The 13,013-nt window shown below is 76.0% G+C and carries 14 protein-coding genes; 6 read left to right on the top strand and 8 right to left on the bottom strand.

What is annotated here, in order from left to right; genetic code table 11:
* Positions 1–452: 452 nt before the first annotated feature.
* From ACWERV_RS20625 to ACWERV_RS20605, 5 genes are all read right to left on the bottom strand, one after another.
* The gene (locus tag ACWERV_RS20625; RefSeq protein WP_452934978.1) at positions 453–1,394 is read right to left on the bottom strand and encodes a phosphotriesterase family protein; all 942 of its coding nucleotides are present in this window, start codon (positions 1,392–1,394) and stop codon (positions 453–455) included.
* On the bottom strand, positions 1,391–1,789 hold the full coding sequence (locus tag ACWERV_RS20620; RefSeq protein WP_452934975.1) for a carboxymuconolactone decarboxylase family protein: 399 nt from the start codon (positions 1,787–1,789) through the stop codon (positions 1,391–1,393). Before ACWERV_RS20620 ends, ACWERV_RS20625 begins: the two co-directional genes overlap by 4 nt.
* The gene (locus ACWERV_RS20615) at positions 1,789–2,385 is read right to left on the bottom strand and encodes a DUF4865 family protein (protein WP_452934973.1); all 597 of its coding nucleotides are present in this window, start codon (positions 2,383–2,385) and stop codon (positions 1,789–1,791) included. Before ACWERV_RS20615 ends, ACWERV_RS20620 begins: the two co-directional genes overlap by 1 nt.
* 82 nt (positions 2,386–2,467) lie before the next feature.
* Positions 2,468–3,046, bottom strand: coding sequence for a TetR family transcriptional regulator C-terminal domain-containing protein (locus ACWERV_RS20610; protein WP_452934971.1), 579 nt, complete (start codon positions 3,044–3,046; stop codon positions 2,468–2,470).
* Positions 3,047–3,152: 106 nt separating this feature from the next.
* A complete protein-coding gene (locus tag ACWERV_RS20605; RefSeq protein ID WP_452934968.1) occupies positions 3,153–3,692 on the bottom strand; it encodes a hypothetical protein in 540 nt (179 codons plus the stop codon).
* Between the two features lie 140 nt (positions 3,693–3,832).
* On the opposite strand from ACWERV_RS20605, the gene ACWERV_RS20600 reads away from it, so the two are divergent.
* Together ACWERV_RS20600 and ACWERV_RS20595 are read left to right on the top strand one after the other, a co-directional pair.
* Entirely contained in the window at positions 3,833–4,501 is a 669-nt protein-coding gene (locus ACWERV_RS20600; protein WP_398179490.1) for a response regulator transcription factor, read from the top strand.
* 1 nt (position 4,502) lies between these two features.
* Positions 4,503–5,816 (top strand): sensor histidine kinase, encoded by a 1,314-nt coding sequence (locus tag ACWERV_RS20595; protein ID WP_452934965.1) that lies wholly within the window; start codon positions 4,503–4,505, stop codon positions 5,814–5,816.
* Here ACWERV_RS20595 and ACWERV_RS20590 read toward each other — a convergent pair.
* Entirely contained in the window at positions 5,813–6,373 is a 561-nt protein-coding gene (locus ACWERV_RS20590) for an isochorismatase family protein (RefSeq protein ID WP_452934962.1), read from the bottom strand. The two genes, ACWERV_RS20595 and ACWERV_RS20590, sit on opposite strands and share 4 nt — an antisense overlap.
* 197 nt (positions 6,374–6,570) lie before the next feature.
* Between ACWERV_RS20590 and ACWERV_RS20585 the strand changes: the two genes are divergently transcribed.
* Positions 6,571–6,810, top strand: a complete 240-nt coding sequence (locus tag ACWERV_RS20585; RefSeq protein WP_398179481.1) for a DUF397 domain-containing protein — start codon at positions 6,571–6,573, stop codon at positions 6,808–6,810.
* A 73-nt stretch (positions 6,811–6,883) separates the two neighbouring features.
* On the opposite strand, the gene ACWERV_RS20580 is transcribed toward ACWERV_RS20585, so the two are convergent.
* Together ACWERV_RS20580 and ACWERV_RS20575 are read right to left on the bottom strand one after the other, a co-directional pair.
* Entirely contained in the window at positions 6,884–7,624 is a 741-nt protein-coding gene (locus tag ACWERV_RS20580) for a maleylpyruvate isomerase family mycothiol-dependent enzyme (protein WP_452934959.1), read from the bottom strand.
* The gene (locus ACWERV_RS20575) at positions 7,615–8,268 is read right to left on the bottom strand and encodes a pyridoxine/pyridoxamine 5'-phosphate oxidase (RefSeq protein WP_452934956.1); all 654 of its coding nucleotides are present in this window, start codon (positions 8,266–8,268) and stop codon (positions 7,615–7,617) included. The genes ACWERV_RS20580 and ACWERV_RS20575 overlap by 10 nt, the downstream gene beginning before the upstream one ends.
* A 48-nt stretch (positions 8,269–8,316) precedes the next feature.
* Here ACWERV_RS20575 and ACWERV_RS20570 point away from each other — a divergent pair, with 48 nt between their 5' ends.
* The 3 genes from ACWERV_RS20570 to ACWERV_RS20560 all read left to right on the top strand — a co-directional run bounded on the left by ACWERV_RS20570 (position 8,317) and on the right by ACWERV_RS20560 (position 13,011).
* Complete coding sequence (locus ACWERV_RS20570) at positions 8,317–8,970, top strand: ABATE domain-containing protein (protein ID WP_452934953.1); 654 nt, start codon at positions 8,317–8,319, stop codon at positions 8,968–8,970.
* Positions 8,971–9,796: 826 nt separating this feature from the next.
* On the top strand, positions 9,797–12,490 hold the full coding sequence (locus tag ACWERV_RS20565; protein WP_452934950.1) for an ATP-binding protein: 2,694 nt from the start codon (positions 9,797–9,799) through the stop codon (positions 12,488–12,490).
* Positions 12,491–12,513: 23 nt separating this feature from the next.
* The gene (locus tag ACWERV_RS20560) at positions 12,514–13,011 is read left to right on the top strand and encodes a hypothetical protein (protein WP_031523462.1); all 498 of its coding nucleotides are present in this window, start codon (positions 12,514–12,516) and stop codon (positions 13,009–13,011) included.
* The last annotated feature ends 2 nt before the right edge of the window (positions 13,012–13,013 follow it).

Below are 13,013 nucleotides of genomic sequence, written 5' to 3'. Positions count from 1 at the left end.
GCGGCGCCCCGCGCGGCCTTCCCCCGGTGGGGGCTGAGCGCGCAGTTCCCCGCGCCCCTTTGGCGCCCGGGGGTGGTCCTTGGGGTGGTGCTTGCGACCTTCTGCCGGTGGGGGGTTGAGCGCGCAGTTCCCCGCGCCCCTTTGGCGCCCGGGGGTGGTCTTTGCGGTGGTGCTTGCGACCTTCTGCCGGTGGGGGGTTGAGCGCGCAGTTCCCCGCGCCCCTTTGGCGCCCGGGGGTGGCCCTTGGGGACGGCCTTGCGACCTTCTGCCGGTGGTGGGCCGGTCGCGCGGTTCCTCGCGCCCCTGGGACGCTCGCCCGGCGTGGTACGGGCTTGCGCATGCCGGGCCGGGCACGACAAGGGGCGCGGGGAACTGCGCGCTCAGCCGTCCACCGCGGGAAGGTCGCAAGCACCACCGCAAGAGGCAGCCCGGGTCGTGGCCTGGGGCAGGGCCTACGTGGGCCAGGGGGCGGCGAAGGCGCGTGCCGGGTTGGTGGAGAGGATCGCCTCCGCCGCGGCGGGGCCGAGGTCGCGGGTGAGGCGGGGGCGCAGGACGCGCAGGAGGTACGGAGCCCCGGGGCCCGCCCCCGGCGAGGTGGTGTCCGCGCCGAGCAGCAGCTGGGAGGTGTGGCCCGCTTCCGCGAGGGCGACGAGGGAGCCGACCAGCCACGGATCGGTCGCGCTGTGCGCCCTGCTCGGCCCGTCGAAGGCCAGATACGCCCCCGCGGCGGCGAGTTCGCGGTGCACCCCGGGATCGGGGAAGCGGTTGAGGTGCCCGAGCAGCAGGCTGCTCGCGGGCACGCCCAGCTCGCCGTGGAGCAGTCCGAGGACGTCCACCGCCGCGGTGCCCATCTCGTGGTGGATGCCGATGGGCGCCCCCGTGGCGTGGTGCGCGTGCGCGGCCGCGGCCATGACCCAGCGGGTGTGGTCGTCGAGGGCGTGGAACATCCCGGCGACCTTGATCATCCCGGCCCGCGGGCCGGTGCGCGCCCCGCCGGGGTCGTCGCCCGTGACGGTGCCCTCGGTGAGTTCGGCGACGAAGAGCTCGGCGAGCGCGTCGCCGCGCCGCAGCCGGCGCAGCAGCTCCGGGTCGTAGTGCACCTCCTGGTGGAGGCCGGTCGCGGCGATCACGTGCACCCCCGTGGCACGTGAGGCCGCGACGAGGCGGTCCGAGCGCCGCCCCATGGCGAAGGGCGTCCACTGGGCGAGCGCCCCGCCGCCGAGGTCGCGGAAGGCCCGCAGTGTGCCGAGCGCGGCGTCCTCGTCGTCGAGGGGGAGGGGCAGCGCGGGGCTGCGCAGGAAGAGGTGGTCGTGCGCGTCGACGACACCGAGCGCGGCGGGCGCGATGTCGCCGAGCACGGTGCGCACGGTGCGCACGGTGCGGGGCCCGGTCACGACGCCTGCGTCCCCTCGTTCTCGCGCAGCACCGCCGAGGCGACGCGCAGGCCCGCGAGGGCCTTGGGCACTCCGACGTAGGGCGCCAGATGCACCATCACCTCGACGATCTCCCGCGGTGCGACGCCGATCCGCAGGCTGTTGCGGACGTGGTCGTCGAGCTGCGGCTCGACCCCGCCGAGCGCGGTGAGCGCGGCGAGTGTGGCGATCTGCCGGTCGCGCAGTTCCAGGCCTTCGCGCTGGTACGTGCCCCCGAAGAGGCTGGTGACGATCCAGTCGGCGAAGCCGGGGGCCAGCGCGTCCAGGCGCGACAGGGTGCCCTCGATCGTCTCGGGCCCGGCGAGTTCGCCGAGCAGCCGGTAGCCGGCCTCGCGGTCGATCACTGCTTCGCGCATCACCACATCCTCCCTTCGGGCAGCTTGTCGAGTTCCGGACGGGACAGGTGCAGCACCTGGTAGCGCTCCTCGTCCGGTGTCGTGGGCGGGCCGGGCACGGTGTCCTCCCAGAGGGTGAAGTGGAGCAGTTCCCAGTGCCGCGGGTCGACGACGACCGCGGTGGAGTGCACGCCGGGCAGGGCCGCGGTGCGCGTCATGTCCTCCAGAGCGTGTCCGACCGCCTCGGCGGGGGCCGTGCCGGGGGAGATCGGGAGGGCGCGGCGGGCGGCGGCGCGCGGCGCGGCGCCGTAGGCGGGGCCGCGGGCGAAACCGGCTCCGGTCCAGTGCTCGACGGTCGGCCGCCCGAAGTCGGCGCACAGGTTCTGGAATCCGGCTCCCCACAGGAAGCTGTTCATGCCCTCGGGGGTGTTCCACAGGTAGAAGGGCGCGTACTGGTTGACGGGCGAGCCGTCGACGCCCCGCTCCCGTATCAGATAGGCCTTCTGGCCGAGGCCGGGGAAGTCGTCGAGCAGGTGGCCCTTGGTGGCCACCCGGTGGCGGATGATCTGCATGTCGTAGTCGGCGGGCAGGGTGATGCGGTAGTTCATCGCGTGCACGGGCGCGTTCTCCTGGGGCTGGGGCTGGGGCTGGGGCTGGGGCTGGGGCTCGGCTGAGGTCGGTCGGGTGTGCGGTCGCGGCTCAGGCGCCGGCGGCGGGTACGGCCTGGGCGGCGAGGAGGGCGACGGCTCCGCGGACGGCGGCGTCGAAGGGCTCCTGCGAGTCGGCGGCACGGGCCAGCACGTAACCGCCCTGGACGACGGCGACGATCGCGGCCGCGGTGTCGTGCGGGTCGAGACCGGGGCGCAGTTCGCCGGCCGCGACGCCCTCGGCGAGGACCCCGGCGAGGTGGCCGGTCAGCCAGGCGAAGGTCTCCTGCACGGGTGCGCGCAGTTCGTCGCTCGCGATCACGTCGGGGTCCATCGCCATCCGTCCGACGCGGCACCCGCGCAGGGCGTCGCGCTCACGGACGAGGTAGGCGGTGGCCCGCTCCAGCGCGGTGCCGCCGCGGGCGATCTGCTCCTCGGCCTGGGCCAGCAGTTGCGCGGCGCTGCGGCGCATCGCGGTGACGGCGAGGTCGGGCTTGCCGCGGAAGTGGTGGTACATGCTGCCCTGTCCGGCGCCCGCCCGGTCCTGGATGGCCTTGGGGCTGGTACCGACGTATCCGCGTTCCCACAGCAGCGCCTGCGCGCTTTCGATCAGTCGTTCCGACGTCTCCATGATCGCAGTGTACATACTAGTAGGTACAGAATGCCAGCCCGACCGTGCCGAAGGCCGGGGCGGCCCCTCCCCCGTACGGGAGCCGTCCCGGCCGTGGTGCCGCGGGTCAGACGTGCAGCCCAGCCGTCCACTGCCCGGCCGCGTCCGCGCCCGGCGCGCCCTGGGTGACGACGCCGCCCTCGCCCGGGTGCACGCTCACGCCGCCCTTGCCGGGCTGCGTGGTGACACCGCCGGGGCCGGGCAGACCCTTCGGCGGCGCCGGGCACTCGGCGCCCGTGCCGACGTGCACCGAACCCGCGGGCGCGGGCTTGCCGTTGACGTAGACCGTGACCTTGCCGTTCACGACCTTCACCACGACCTTGTCCCCGGTGCCCTTACCGGGCTTGCCGGGCTCGCCGGGCTTCCCGGGCAGCGGCGGAAGCGTGACCGGACCGCCCTTGCCCGGCTTGCCGCCGACCTGGACGATGCAGACGACCTGCTTGCCGCCCTCGGCCCCGCCCTTCCCACCGCCCTTGCCTGCGGGCTGCGCGTGGACCGTGTGCGCAGCCGACGGCGTCGTGGCGCCGCTGACCGGCGCCGCCGCGACGCTCGCCAGGCCCAGCCCTGCCACGAGGGCGAAGCCCGCGGCAATCCTCTTGTCGATCATCGTGTGCTGTCTCCCGTTCGAGGACGCCGGACCGGCCGGTCCGGCGATCACCACACTCGCCGGGCGCGGCTGAAGCGGACCTGAAAGCCTGTCGGATGATCTTCATGTTCGCCTTAGGTGGCGGCCCGCACGCTGGGGAGGTGCGCATACTCGTGGTGGAAGACGAACGCAGGCTGGCCGAACTCCTCGGCGACGGGCTGAGCCGCGAGGGCTTCGCCGTCGACCTCGCCCACGACGGGCGCGAGGGGCTCTGGATGGCCACCGAGCACGCCTACGACGCGATCGTGCTCGACGTGATGCTCCCGGAGCTGGACGGCTACGGCGTCTGCCGCGCGCTGCGCGAGGCCGGGGTGTGGACGCCGATCCTCATGCTCACGGCGATGGACGGCGAGTACGACGAGGCCGAGGGCCTGGACACCGGCGCCGACGACTACCTGACCAAGCCCTTCTCCTACGTCGTGCTGCTCGCCCGGCTGCGCGCCCTGGTGCGGCGCGGCCTGCGCGAGCGTCCCGCGGTGCTGGCGGTGGGCGACCTGCGGGTCGACCCGGCGGGGCTGCGCGCGAGCCGCGGCGACGTGCTGATCCCCCTCACGCCCAAGGAGTTCGCGATCCTGCACTGCCTGGCCCGGCGCGCGGGCGAGGTGGTGCCCAAGTCCGAACTGCTCGCGCGGGCCTGGGACTTCGCCTACGACGGCGACTCCAACGTGGTCGAGGTCTACATCAGCGCGCTGCGCCGCAAGATCGACAAGCCCTTCGGCCGCAGCTCGCTGCGCACCGTCCGCGGCGCCGGTTACCGGCTGGAGGCCTGAGATGAGCGTCCGGCTGCGCACCACGCTCGCCGCGACCGCCGTGGTGGCCGCCGCCCTCGGCCTCGCCGCCGCCGCGCTCCTGCTGTCGCTGCACGCGAGTCTGACCCGCTCGGCGCGGGAGCTGGCCGTCCAGGACGCGGGACGCAAGGCCGCCCTCGTCCTGGAGCAGCACGGCGCGCCGGGCGGCACCACCGTCACCGGCGGGGCCCTCGGGCCGGGGCCGGACGCGACCGTTACCGCAGGGGGCGCCGGGCCGGGGCCGGACGCGCTGCCGCCCGGGATGCCGCCGCCCGGGAAGGAGGGCGGCACGGTGGTCGTGTCGATGAACGTGAACACCGGCGCGGGCCCGGTCACCGTCCAGGGCACCGCGTCCCTCGCACCGGTCCGCGCCGCGATGCGCACCCTGCTCCGGGTGCTGGTCCCGGGCATTCCCGCGCTGCTCGCGCTGGTCGCCCTGCTGTGCTGGCACACCACCGGGCGGGCGCTGCGTCCGGTGTCCGCGATCCGCGCGAAGGTCGACAAGATCACCGCGCGGGATCTGCACGAGCGCGTTCCCGAGACGGACGCGCGCGACGAGGTCGCGGCCCTGGCCCGTACCGTCAACGCGACCCTCGACCGGCTGCAGACGGCGGTCGGCGCGCACCGGCAGTTCGTCGCCGACGCGGCACACGAACTGCGCAGCCCGATGGCCGTGCTGCGCACCCGGCTGGAACTGGCCGCCCCGGGCGAGCAGCACCTCGCCCGTGAGGCGCTCGCCGACGTCGAGCGCCTCCAGACGCTCACCGCCGACCTGCTGCTGCTCTCCCGGCTGGACGCCCGCGAGCCGATCCGCACCCGGGAGACGGACCTGGCGCAGATCGTCGCCGAGGAGGCGGCGCGGGCCCGGCCGCGTACCGATGTCGCGGTGCGGATGCGGCTCACCCCCGACGTGCTGATCGACGGCTCGCCGGACCACCTGCGGCGGATGGTCGCCAACCTCGTCGACAACGCGGTGCGGCACGCGTCCGGCGCGGTGACCGTCGAGCTGACCCGGGACGGGGCGCGCGGCCGGGCGCGGCTCGACGTCGCCGACGACGGGCCCGGCATCCCGCCCGAGCACCACGCGACCGTCTTCGACCGTTTCACCCGCCTCGATCACGCGCGCGCCCGTGACACCGGCGGATCGGGGCTCGGCCTGCCCATCGCCCGCGACATCGCGCTGGCCCACCGCGCGTCGCTCCGGGTCGTGCCCGGCGGGGGGCCGGGGGCCACGCTGCGCGCGTCCTTCCCGCTGCGGGCACCGGCCGGGCCGTCCCCCTCCGCTTCGGAGTTCTAGCCCGCGGCGAAGCCGATCTGGGCCGCACTCACCACGGTGCCGAAGCGCGGGAAGTCCAGTGCGACCGCGGCCTCGTGCTCGGCGGCGGTCAGCGCGGCCATCGCGTCCGCCGCGAAGACCAGCCGGTAGTCGAGGTCGGAGGCGGCGCGGGCGGTGGACTCCACGCCCAGGTTGGTGGCGATCCCGGCGAGCACCAGGGTGTTCACGCCGCGCTCGCGCAGCAGTTCGTGCAGGCCGGTGTCCAGGAAGCCGCCGATGGTGCGTTTGACGACGACGAGATCCCCGTCCCGCACCACGCCCGCGGCCAGTTCGCTGCCGGCCGGCTGCTCGGCGACGCCGGGCCGCTGCGTCCGGACGGCCACCACCGTGGCGCCCGCGGCCCGGAAGGCGTCGGCCAGTTCCAGCGCGGCGGCGAGTACCGCGGGGCCGGGCAGCGGGGCGAGGGGTAAGGCGACGATGCGGTCCATGAGATCGATCGTGACCAGCGCGGTGCGCGCCGGGTCGAGGCCGGGGGCGAGCGGGGACTCGCCGCGGCGTCCGTGATCATGTGCGGTCATGTGCGGTCACCCTACCGGCAGCCTCCGTCCGGCCGCCCGGTGTTCACGACGGACCGTTCTCCGGTCGCGAACAGCCCGCGAAGTGCCCTCCGTGCGATCGGAACAGGCCCCGGCGCGGGCGGCTTCGGTCATCTTGTGTCGGCGTACGGCACGGCCGCTACTGTGGTGAACACGCAACGCAGCGGGAGGAGCACGACGTGGCGGAAAGCACCACGGGACAGCCGTTGGCCAACGGGAAGAAGCCGCAGCTCGACCTGACGGACGCCGAGTGGCTGTCCAGCAAGCAGGGGAACGGCGATGTGCAGATCGCCTTCGTCGAGGGCTACATCGCGATGCGCGACGGGCGGCACCCCGACGGCCCGGCGCTGATCTTCACCCCCGCGGAGTGGCGGGCCTTCGTCCTCGGCGCGCGCGACGGCGAGTTCGACCTGACCTGACCGCGGGCGGGACCGGCCGGGGCACGCGCGGACGCGTACCCCGGCCCTTTCGTGCGGGCCTACGGCCCGGCCGTCACGGCCAGGTGCCCAGCTCCGGCAGCGGCCCGCCCGTGAGCGCCTGCTCCGGGCGGCGCCCGGCGAACCACGCCGCCAGGTCCGTGAGCCGCCCCTCGACGGCGACCCGCGCCCCGCGGCCGTACGTCCACACCTCGCCGGTGTCGACGGCGGTCACCATCAGCCCGACCCCGCCCGGCACCCGCACGGACAGGAAGTCGAGCAAGTGGGTACACAGCTGCGGGGACCAGCCGGAGGGGCTTGCGCCGAGCCGCGCGTCCACCGTGTGGATCTCCAGCTCCCGCCACCAGGCCAGCCCCACCGTGCGCAGGGTGCCGTCGCGGTAGGCCACCGGGTGCTCCCAGTCGCCGGGCCCGACCGCGGCCCAGGACGCCTCCGCCTCGTCCAGCGCGTCGGACAGCGCCGCGGTCAACTGCGCCGCGGAACGCCCGTGTCCGGCCTCGATGGCGGCGTCCCGCGCGGGCCTGCCGCCGTCGTAGACCTCGATCGTCCTGCCCCGCAGCGCGTAGCGCGCCTGACGCGCGAGGGCCCGCCCGACACCCTCGACGTGGGTGAGCACATGGCCGCGGGTCCAGCCGGGCAGCGCGCTCGGGGCGCGCAACTCCTCGTCGATGAGCGCCCCGGTGAGCCCGCGCAGCCGCGCCACGCCCGCCGTGAAGGCCGCCCGCAGATCGGGCTGCGGCCGCTCCGCCGCGTCCTCGCCGTCCGTCCCGCCCGCCGTCCGCTCGGTCACGGCCACAGCAGTCCCCTTTCCCATCCCTCGCCGGTGTGCGTGTAGACGACCCTGGTGTGCCGCCGGTCCCGGTCGCCCTGCCAGAACTCGACGCTCTCCGCGTGCAGCGCGTACGCGGTCCAGCCCGGCGCGACCAGCTCGGGCTCCGCCTCGATCCGGGCAGCGGCCTCGCGCACCGCCGCGTCCCGGACCGCCGGGTCGGCCAGCAGTGTGGACTGCCGGCCCAGCAGCGCCTCGGCGCGCGCGCCGGGGGAGCGGGCCAGGAAGTCCGCGGCGCTGTCGGCCGGACCGCCCGGCTCCACCCGGCCGCGGATCCGGACCTGACGGGCGAGCGGCGACCAGTAGAAGGTGAGCGCGGCGGCCGGCCGCGCGGCCAGCTCGCGGCCCTTGCGCCCGCCCGCGTCGGCGGCGAAGTACCAACCGCCGGGGGAGACGTCCTTGAGGATCAGGACGCGGGCGGACGGGGCGCCGTCCTCGCCCGTGGTGGACAGGGTCATCGCGTGCGGCTCGCGGACCCCGGCCCGTACGGCGGCGAGCAGCCACTCGACGAACAGCTCGTGCGGGTCGGACGGCAGCACGCCGGGGTCGAGGTCCGGCAGCTCTCCTGCGAACACGTCCAGTCCGCGCAGCAGTTCACGCAGGTCGGACACAGACACCCCCTCCGTGTTAATGGTTTTTGCTCACGATACCATTAGGTCATGGCAGCTGATCATCTCGCGCTGGACCTCGCCGTCACCATCCGCCACGACGGGCACGGCGGTGTCGCCGACGACCTCGCCGAACCGGCCGGGCTGACGCGCTGGGTCCGCGCGCACGCCGACGCGCTGCGGGCCGACCTCGCCGCGGGCGGCGACGCCACCGCCCCCTTCACCGCCGAGGACTTCACAGCCGACGCCGCCGCGCTCGCCGCCGCCGTCGAGGTGCGCACCGCCACCCGCGCGCTCTTCGCCCGCGCGGTACGGCCCGGCCCGGCCAGCTCCGCCGACGCGGGAAAGCTGCCGTCCGCCGCCCAGGCGCTGGACCGGCTCAACGCGGCCGCCGCGCGCGTCCCGTACGCACCCCGCCTGGACTGGCCCGCCGACCGGCCCGCGACCGCCGCCCGCGCCGCCGCCCGCACCCCGCGGGCCGCCGACCTGGTCGCCGCCGCACTCGCCCGGCACGCCATCGCCTTCCTCGCCGGGCCCGACCGGGAGCGGCTGCGCGCGTGCCCGGCGCCGCGCTGCGTGCGCTACTTCGTCAAGGAGCACACCCGCCAGGAGTGGTGCAAGCCGTCGTGCGGCAACCGCGCCCGCGTCGCCCGCCACGCCGCCCGCCAACGCGCCGCCACCGGCTCCACCGACAACCGTCCGTAGCCGAACCGCCCCGGGGGAGCCGTACGTACCCGGGCACGTCACCCGGCGTCCCGGCCGATGGGCGAGGCGGCGGTGGGGCAGCCCCTCCGCACCCTCGCGGCCGAAGGCGTCCCTGGCCAGGCCGCCCGGCAACGTGCCGTCTTCGGCTCCGCCGAGGACCGGCCGTAGCCGAACCGCCCCGGGGGAGCCGTACGTACCCGGGCACGTCACCTGCTGCTCCGGCCGAAGGCCGTGGCCGGGGCGAGGCGGCGTGCCGGCCCGGCCGGGGATCCCCCCCCCGTGGTGCCTCGGGTGAAGGCATCCCCGGCCACGCCGCGCGGCAACGCGCCCGCCACCGGCCCCGCCGAGGCGGCGTGCCGTCCGGCCGGAGGGTGTCCCGGCCGCCGTCCGGCCCCGGCGGGGCCGTGCGCACCGCCCTGCCCGGCGCCGGGCGCCGCCCGCACCCCCGGCGGGGCCGCCGCGTGGCGCTGACGTGGTGTCACTCGTGCGGGTGGGGCCGCCCCGCAGGGGCTACGGACGGTAACGGGGCGCATCGGGGGCGCACGGAGGAACGGGGCTGGCGCGTGTTCCGCAAGCGGTGGCCCGGCACCGCCGGGCGTGGCAGGCTCCGCGGTGGCCGCCGGGGCGGCCGCGCTCCGCGCACGCCCCCGCCGCCCTCACGCGCCGTGTCCGGTCGTGCCCGCTGCCAGTGGCCGACCGGCACGGCTGTTCCCGCTTACACACCGCATGTGACGGCGTACGCTGTGAGGCCGTACGAGGTCGACAGGCGGAGCGCGAGCGCGGCGGCGCGACCGCCTGAGCCCCACCGGCCGCGAGGGGGTGCCCCATGCCGCAGCGCCACACCCGCCTCCGGCCTGCCCTGCTCGAACGCGACGCCCAACTCCTCGCGGTGGAAGAGGCGCTGGACGAGCTGACCGGACGGCGCGCCGACGGCACCGGCTACGAGGACGCGGCCCGCAGCGGCGGCCTGCTCGCCTTCTCCGGACCCGCGGGTCTGGGCAAGACCGCGCTGCTCGCCGAGGTGCGCCGGCAGGCCACCGCCCGCGGCTGCACCGTACTGTCCGCGCGTGGCGGTGAGCACCAGCAGCACGTCGCCTTCCATGTCGCCCGGCAGTTGCTGCAACCGCAGTTCGCCGCGGCCGGCGAGGCCGAGGCCCGCGCCGCGCTGGGCAGTTGGTACGGCGTCGTCGGCCCCGCGCTCGGCCTGTGCACCGCCGAGGGCGACGCGTCCGACGCGCAGGCGCTGCGCGACGGTCTCGACTGGGTGCTCACCCATCTCGCCGTCCGGCGTGCGCCCGTGGTGCTGGTCCTCGACGACGCCCACTGGGCCGACGCCCCGTCGCTCAACTGGCTGGCCGCGTTCGCCCCGCGCACCGACGACCTGGCCATGCTCGTCGTCATCGGCTACCGGCCGGACGAACTCCCGCCGGACGCCGAGGCGTTCCGCGGTCTGCCCGGCAGATCCGGGCACCGCCCGATCGGGCTGCCGCCGCTCAGCGAGACCGCCGTCGCCCGGATCGTGCGCGACGCCGTGGGCGCCCACGCCGACGACGCCTTCTGCCGCGAGTGCTTCGAGGTCACCTCCGGCAACCCGTTCGAGGCCGTCGAACTCGCCGCCAAGGTCGCCGAACACGGTGTCACCCCGGACGCCACCGCCCTGCACCACCTCAGGGACCTCGCCGCCGCCGTCAAGGGCCCGGGTCTGGCGCGCAGGCTGGACCGGCTCGGCCCGTCCACCGTCCGGCTCGCGTGGGCCGCGGCCGTGCTCGGCACCGCGGGCACGCCCGAACTGGCCGCCGACGTCGCGGGGCTCGGCTACGAGGAAGCCGCCGACTGCGCCGAGCGGCTGCGCGCCGCCCGTATCCTCACCGACGGCGAGACCCTCGACTTTGCCCACCCGCTCATCGCCACCGCCGTCTACCGCGCCATCCCCGACACCGTCCGGATCGGCCTGCACGCCCAGGCCGCGTGGTCCGTCGTGGACGCCGGGCTCGGGCCCAGCGCGGCCGCCCGCCACCTGCTGGAGACCCGGCCCGCAGGTGACCCATGGGTCGTCACCCAGCTGCGGGCCGCCGCCCGCGACACCCTGCGCGCCGGTGCACGCGAGGCCGCCCGCAGCTATCTGCGCCGCGCCCTGCGCGAACCGCCGCAGGACGACGACCGGGCCGCGGTGCTCTACGAACTCGCGGTCGCCTCCCAGCTGCTCGAACCCTCCGTCACCGTCGGCCATCTGAAGGCCGCGCTGGAGGAGCCCACCGGCGACCCGGAACTGCGCGACGGCATCGTCTTCCGGCTGTCGCAGTCGCTCGCGCACAGCGACCAGCTCGGCGAGGCCGCCGAGGTCGTGGCCCGTGCCGCCCGCAGCGCCACCACCGCCCGCGGGCGGCTGCGCATGCAGGCCGAGCAGTTCATGTGGGACGCCTTCCGCGCCGACGAGCCCGACTCGCAGGGCCGCTCCAAGCGGCTGAGGCTGCTCGCCGACCGGCTCACCGGACGGGACGCCACCGAGCGCTACATCATCGGCCTGCGCGCGTGGGACGCGACACTGCGCGGCGAACCGGCCGCCGAGGCCCTGCGGCACACCGAACGCGCCCTGGCCGGCGGCCTGCCCTGGGCCGACGAGACCCGCGGCTTCGAGGTGCCGGTGCTCGTCGCCATGACCTACGCCTACGCCGACCGGCCGGAGCGCACCGAGGAGCTGTTCGCCACCGGTGTCGCCGAGTTCGAGCGGTTCGGCTTCCACGGCGCCCATCTCGCCTTCGGCCAGGTGCTGCTCGGCTACGTCCGCTATCGCCAGGGCCGCCTCCCCGACGCCGAGCGCGCCGCCCGCGACGGCCTCCGCCTCGCCGAACGCGTCGGGCGCGGCACCCCCGTCCACTGGTACGCGGTGGCCGGCCTCGTCACGGTGCTGCTGGCCCGTGGGCAGGTCGAGGCCGCCGTGGAGGTCGCCGGCGACCAGGCCTTCCACGCGCCCTTCCCGGCCGCCGTCACCTTCCCCGACGCCCAGGCGGTGTACGGCGAGCTGCTGCTCGCCCAGGGCCTGCACACCGAGGCCGCGGCGGTCCTCGCCGAGACCGGCGGTCGGCTGGACCGGCGCGGCTGGCGCAACCCCGCGTGGTGTCCCTGGCAGATCCACCTCGCGCTCGCCCAGCAGCACGCGGCGCCGGACAGCGCGCTGACCACCGCGCTGGACGCCGTGAGCCGGGCCCGGCACTACGGCGCGGGCTCCGCGATCGGGCAGGCGCTGCGGGCCGCGGGCCTGGTCTCCACGGGCGCCGAACGGCTGCGGCTGCTGGAGGAGGCCGTCACGCACCTGGACGCCTCGCCCGCGGTGCACGACCTCGCCGCGGCCCTCGTCGACCACGGCAGCGCGCTGCGCGCGGCGGGAAGTGACGAGGAGGCCGCCGACCGGCTGCGCGCGGGTCTGGCCGCCGCGGAGAAGTGCGCCGCGGACGGTACGGCCGAGCGGGCGCGGGCCGAATTGGCGCTGATCACCGCCGCACGGGGCGCTGCGGGCTGACCCCGGCCCAGTACCATGGCGGCATGTCCTTCCTCCGCCGCCGCCCCGCCACGCCCACCGGGCCGGACTTCGACGTTCTCGCGATGGACCCGGGGGACTGGCCCGGCGACCTCGGCGCGGGCCTGCTGCCCGGCCCGGACGGCCGCTGCGAGGGCATCTACCTGCGGTACGACCTCTTCGGGGGGCGCGGCCCGGCGATGCTCATCGGCAACCTCCCGGAGGGCTCGCCCGCGCGCCAGCTGGAGGAGGGGCAGGTGCCGTTCGAGGTGGCGCAGCTGCTGGCGGCGCTCGGCAACGACGAGCCGGCGGTGGTCACCGAGACCGAGGACACCCCGGTCTGGCAGGGGGACGGACTGCTGATCGTCCGCCGGATCAAGATCTCCGAGTCGCGCGTCGCGTGCGCGCAGTTCGACCGCAGCGACGGCGTCCAGGTGACGATCGCCACGTGGGACCGGCCGATCACCGACGACCTCTACCAGCTGCTCAAGCCGCTGCCCGCGGAGATGTTCCAGGCCGGCTGAGC

This window comes from Streptomyces sp. NPDC004031 (assembly GCF_053604375.1).
This window is presented reverse-complemented; position numbering and strand designations above follow the sequence as displayed.